Here is a 4,578-nt window from a genome sequence, read left to right as displayed (position 1 = left end):
TCTTGTCAATCTCGGCGACCTGTTTGAGCAGGTCAGCGGCGCGGTCTTGCTGGTATTTCAGGTTTTCGATCTGGCCGGTGCTTTGCGCGCTGATCTGAAACGGTATCGAGGTGTGATCCAGCGGAGTGCCCAACGGCCGGGTGATGGATTGGACCTGGGCGATCCCGGGAGTGTGGAAGACGGCCTTGGCCACTCGCTCCAGCAAGATCATATCGGCCGGATTCCGCAGATCATGATCGGTCTCGATCATCAACAGTTCGGGATTCAGCCGAGCCTTGGAAAAATGGCGCTCGGCGGCGGCATAGCCGATATTGGACGGGGCGCTGGCAGGCATGTAGTTGCCAACGTCGTAGCTGGTCTTGTATCCCGGCAGGGCGAGCAGACCGATCAGGGCCACCGCCACGCTCACCACGAGAATGGGTCCGGGCCAGCGCACGATGGCAGTGCCGATGCGCCGCCAGCCCCGCGTCCGGGCCTTGCGCTTGGGCTCCAGCAGTCCGAACCGGCTGGCGATGGTCAGCACCGCGGGGGCCAGGGTGAGCGCGGCCACCAGCGCCACGAACACGCCGATCGCCGCTGGAATGCCGAGGCTTTTGAAGTACGGGAGCCGGGTAAAGCTCAGACAGAACACCGCGCCGACAATGGTTAGCCCTGACCCCAACACTACGTGCGCCGTCCCGTGATACATGTTGTAGAAGGCGGTTTGCCGCTCCTCCCCGGCACTGCGCGCCTCCTGATAGCGGCCGAGGATGAATATTACGTAGTCGGTGCCGGCGGCGATGACCAACAGCGTGAGCAGATTAGTCGAGTATGTCGAGAGCCCGATGATCCCGGAATTCGCCAGAAACGCGACGATCCCGCGGGCCGCGGCCATTTCAACGAGGACCGTGACAAGCACCACAACCATGGTGACCACAGAGCGGTAGACGAGCAGCAACATTATTGCGATCACCAAGATGGTTAACGCGGTGACCTTCGTGGTGCCCTGGTTGCCCACTTCAAACTGGTCGGCGACTTGCGGTGCCGCGCCGGCGACATAGGCCTTGACCCCGGGCGGCGCCGGGGTGTGGTTCACGATGTCGCGGACCGCGTCGACGGACTCAAGCGACAACGCTTCGCCTTGATTGCCGGCGAGGAACACCTGGACATAAGCGGCCTTGCCGTCGGTGCTTTGTGAGCCCGCCGCGGTGAGCGGATCCCCCCAGAAATCCTGGATGTGCTCGACATGCTTGCGATCTTGCGACAACCGCTGGATCAGGTCGTCGTAGAACCGGTGGGCCTCAGCACCAAGCGGCTGGTCGCCTTCGAGCACGATCATCGCCGCACTGTCGGAATCGAACTCGTGGAACACCTGGCCGATGCGTTTGAATGCCTGCAGCGACTGCGCATCAGGAGAACTCAGCGCCACGTTGTGGGCTTCGCCCACTTTCTCCAACTGGGGTACGAAAATGTTCGTGATCGCGGCGAGGGCCAGCCAGACCAGCACGATCGGCACCGAAAGCCAGCGAATGGTCTGTGCGATTTTCTGGGCGAAGGGTCGAGGCTCGACGTCATGGTTGCTCATCCAGATTTGTCCAGACAGTACGTGTATGCGTTCACCGTGTTGACCGATCTCTCGTCTTTGACGACGTCGTCGATGATGATCCGGCAGCCGATCGAATCGCTATTGCCCTGCGCCACAACATTAACGAACACCGCGGGATCGGTGGTGGTCTGGTCGTATGACCATGGCAGGGCCGCATTGTCGACCCGCTGGGGCTGAGCATTGACATCCAGATAGTTGATCGTCGCCACGGTACCCGGCGGGCCGAACACCTCAAGGACAACGTGCTTGGGGTTGAAGGGCACGATCTCATTCGAAAAGGCGCCGGCAGTGGAGGTGTTCTTTTGAGAGCCGTAGATGCCATGGAGCCGATACACGGCGAAAGCTGCCACCGCGACCACCGCGATCGCGACCAGAAACATCCAACCGCGTTTGAGCAGGCGGGTAATCGAAATCCCTCTCATCCGTTAGCCTTTCAATAGTCGGCGACACGGTCTCTGAGTGAGATGATCCGTCCTAGGCTGGGCATGGAGGTGGAACGTCCTAACAGTACGGTACGGGACTGGACCGCACAAGGGTCCCGATGCTATTGCCCGGCCACCGGCCATCACTCGTGGCCGGCTTGGCCCGAAAGGTAGCCCGTGGCGGCTCATCCGCAGCGTCGGACGAGGCTGGGGAGCAGGACGTTGTCGACGAGGGCGGCCACAGTGTGATGCGTTGGAGGACGGTTGGGCAGGATGGATCTGAATATGAGATAGCCGGGCAGCAGGTCCCAAAGTTCGTCGGTAATGGCGGCGGCTTGGATCTCACCGCGCTCAACGGCCTGGGCCAAGATGTGGCGCATTAACGCCTGGCGCTGGTCGAGGAACTGGTGTTGCATCGCGTCGTTGAGCGCCGGGTTGCGCGACACCTCGACAAGCACTGCGCGGATCGTGCTGGCGTGTGCGCGGGCCTGCCGGCACACTCCGTCGCCCAGCTGCAGCAAGTCGCCGCGCAGTGTGCCGGTGTCGGGTGGAACGGCGACCTGGCGGATGCCCTCGAGGAACGCGGCTAACACCAGTTCGGCTTTCGACGGCCAGCGACGGTACATCGTCGCCTTACTGGCGTGGGCGCTCGCCGCGACCGCCTCTAGCGTCAACCTGTCATACCCATGCTGCTGCAGCAGCCGCAACGTCACCGCAAGCAACTCGGCCTCGCGTGGCGACCACGGGCAGTACGCGGTGGCGGTATCGGAAGTCTGGATCACAGCGACCACCATAAAACGGAGAAGGAGTACAGTCCAGGACCGTACCGTTGCGTCCGCGGGCGAGGCTGATCACCTCGGCCAGCGCCACCGTCCACTGCGTCGATCACTCGGAGCGCGGGATGCGGTCGAAGCGCCCACACCATGATGAACATATCTGGGCTGCGGTGATTCATCTGATGAAAGCGGAGACTTCTGTCATGGATAACGAAGCTTATCCACGAATAAGTGCTGCATATTCTCGATTGTGCTGTGCCCAAACGTGATTCGATGCCCGAGGAATCGCCGATAACGATGCTGACCCGTCACGGTGCAGTGCTGCAACAGGTTTCATTTTGAGCCGCTGACATCTCCCGGCTTTGCTTGATCGTCGGATGAGTTAGGCGTGCGCAGAGAGCATCGACAGCCGCGGCCCGCCGCGCCGCTCCCCCGCCGGGGGATTGCGCCAGCGCTTACGCCAGGGCCGATGGCATCCCCATCAGAGATGTGCGAGCTGCACCCACCGCTGTGCGATCCGTCTCGCCACCCGGCTGGCAGCTGGGATTCGAGACGCACGGTCACGTCTGGTTTTCTCTGCAAGTGAGACCGCAGCTGAGGCCTCGACGGACTCAATACCCGAGAAGCGCCTCCTGTCCGTGCGGAACAAATATATGGTTCGGTCGAGGCTGACATCGAGCTCATTCAGACCAAAAGGGAGCGGCTGCAATGATTGACTTCACTGACCAGGCTGCAATCGTGACTGGGGCGGGGCGCGGTTTGGGGCGGCTGTACGCGCTAGATCTGGCTCACCGTGGCGCATCCGTCGTCGTTAACGACCTTGGCGGCGGCATGGGCGGGGAGGGAGCGGACACCACGGTGGCCGATCAGGTCGTCGAGGAAATTGTTCGCGCCGGCGGCACTGCGGTGGCATCGCATGACTCGGTGGATAGTCCTGAAGGTGGTGAGGCCATCGTGCAAACCGCCCTTGAGCACTTCGGACGAGTGGACGCCGTGGTGAGCAACGCCGGAATCTTTACCAGCATCGCCTTTGAGGACATGACCCCGACGCATTGGCGTCAGATGCTCAAGGTGCACCTCGACGGTGGTTTTCATCTGTGCCAGCCCGCCTTCAAAGTCATGAAGAAACAGGGGTACGGCAGATTCGTGCTCATCTCGTCCTCAGGGGGAATGTTCGGCCAGCACCTCGAAGCGCACTACGGCGCAGCAAAGGCAGGCCTGGTAGGGCTGAGCAACGTCATTGCCTTGGAAGGGGCCGAGCACGGCATCTTGTCCAACACCGTGTTGCCCTTCGGCTTTTCGCGGATGGTCACCGAGACTGTCGACGCGAAGACCCTTGAGGACACCGGACTCAAAGATCTGATCGCGCCGGAGAAAGTCGTGCCGATGGTCACCTACTTGGCGAGTCGCGCCTGTGAAAGCAGCCACCAGAACTACTCCGCACTGGCTGGCAGATACGCACGCGTGTTCATCGGGCTCGGTGATGGGTGGCTAGCTGACACCGACCTCACCGCCACCGCCGACGACATCGCCGAGCACTTCCCTCAGGTCGCGCAGACCGAATCCCACACGATCCCCAACAACATCTACGAGGAACTGTTCTCGGTAATGGGTCGACTTGGGATCGACATTGCGTGACAACGCTGACTACCCGTTAAGTCCGCCGCTGTTCGGGCCGCTCGATCCCCTGGCCGATATCTTGGTGCATGGCGGTGACATCAGGATTCCACTGGGGTTGCCGTTTGAGCCTGACCCGCAACTGGTGGCGCTCGCGATGGACTTTTTGACCGGTCCG

4 protein-coding genes are annotated in these 4,578 nt (G+C 61.7%); 1 reads left to right on the top strand and 3 read right to left on the bottom strand.

The features are described from left to right. The 3 genes from VKI00_RS17370 to VKI00_RS17360 form a co-directional block, all read right to left on the bottom strand. The coding region (locus tag VKI00_RS17370; protein WP_324439494.1) for an MMPL family transporter at positions 1 to 1,564 on the bottom strand (1,564 nt) is incomplete at its 3' end. Continuing rightward, positions 1,561 to 2,007: an MmpS family transport accessory protein gene (locus VKI00_RS17365; RefSeq protein WP_324439492.1), complete on the bottom strand. Its 447-nt coding sequence runs from the start codon at positions 2,005 to 2,007 to the stop codon at positions 1,561 to 1,563. The genes VKI00_RS17370 and VKI00_RS17365, both read right to left, overlap by 4 nt. 185 nt (positions 2,008 to 2,192) lie before the next feature. Further along, positions 2,193 to 2,801 (bottom strand): TetR/AcrR family transcriptional regulator, encoded by a 609-nt coding sequence (locus VKI00_RS17360; protein WP_324439490.1) that lies wholly within the window; start codon positions 2,799 to 2,801, stop codon positions 2,193 to 2,195. 690 nt (positions 2,802 to 3,491) lie between these two features. Here VKI00_RS17360 and VKI00_RS17355 point away from each other — a divergent pair. Continuing rightward, positions 3,492 to 4,421 carry an SDR family NAD(P)-dependent oxidoreductase gene (locus VKI00_RS17355; RefSeq protein WP_324439488.1) on the top strand — a complete coding sequence of 310 codons (930 nt, stop codon included), beginning with the start codon at positions 3,492 to 3,494 and terminating at the stop codon, positions 4,419 to 4,421. Positions 4,422 to 4,578 lie beyond the last annotated feature (157 nt).

The organism is Mycobacterium sp. (assembly GCF_035314665.1).
In the GTDB taxonomy this organism is placed as follows: domain Bacteria; phylum Actinomycetota; class Actinomycetes; order Mycobacteriales; family Mycobacteriaceae; genus Mycobacterium.
This window is presented reverse-complemented; position numbering and strand designations above follow the sequence as displayed.

Excerpts from the sequence above, each read along its gene's own strand:
- VKI00_RS17365 (WP_324439492.1), bottom strand. The coding sequence starts at position 2,007 with ATGAGAGGGATTTCGATTACCCGCCTGCTCAAACGCGGTTGGATGTTT.
- VKI00_RS17360 (WP_324439490.1), bottom strand. The coding sequence starts at position 2,801 with ATGGTGGTCGCTGTGATCCAGACTTCCGATACCGCCACCGCGTACTGC.
- VKI00_RS17355 (WP_324439488.1), top strand. The coding sequence starts at position 3,492 with ATGATTGACTTCACTGACCAGGCTGCAATCGTGACTGGGGCGGGGCGC.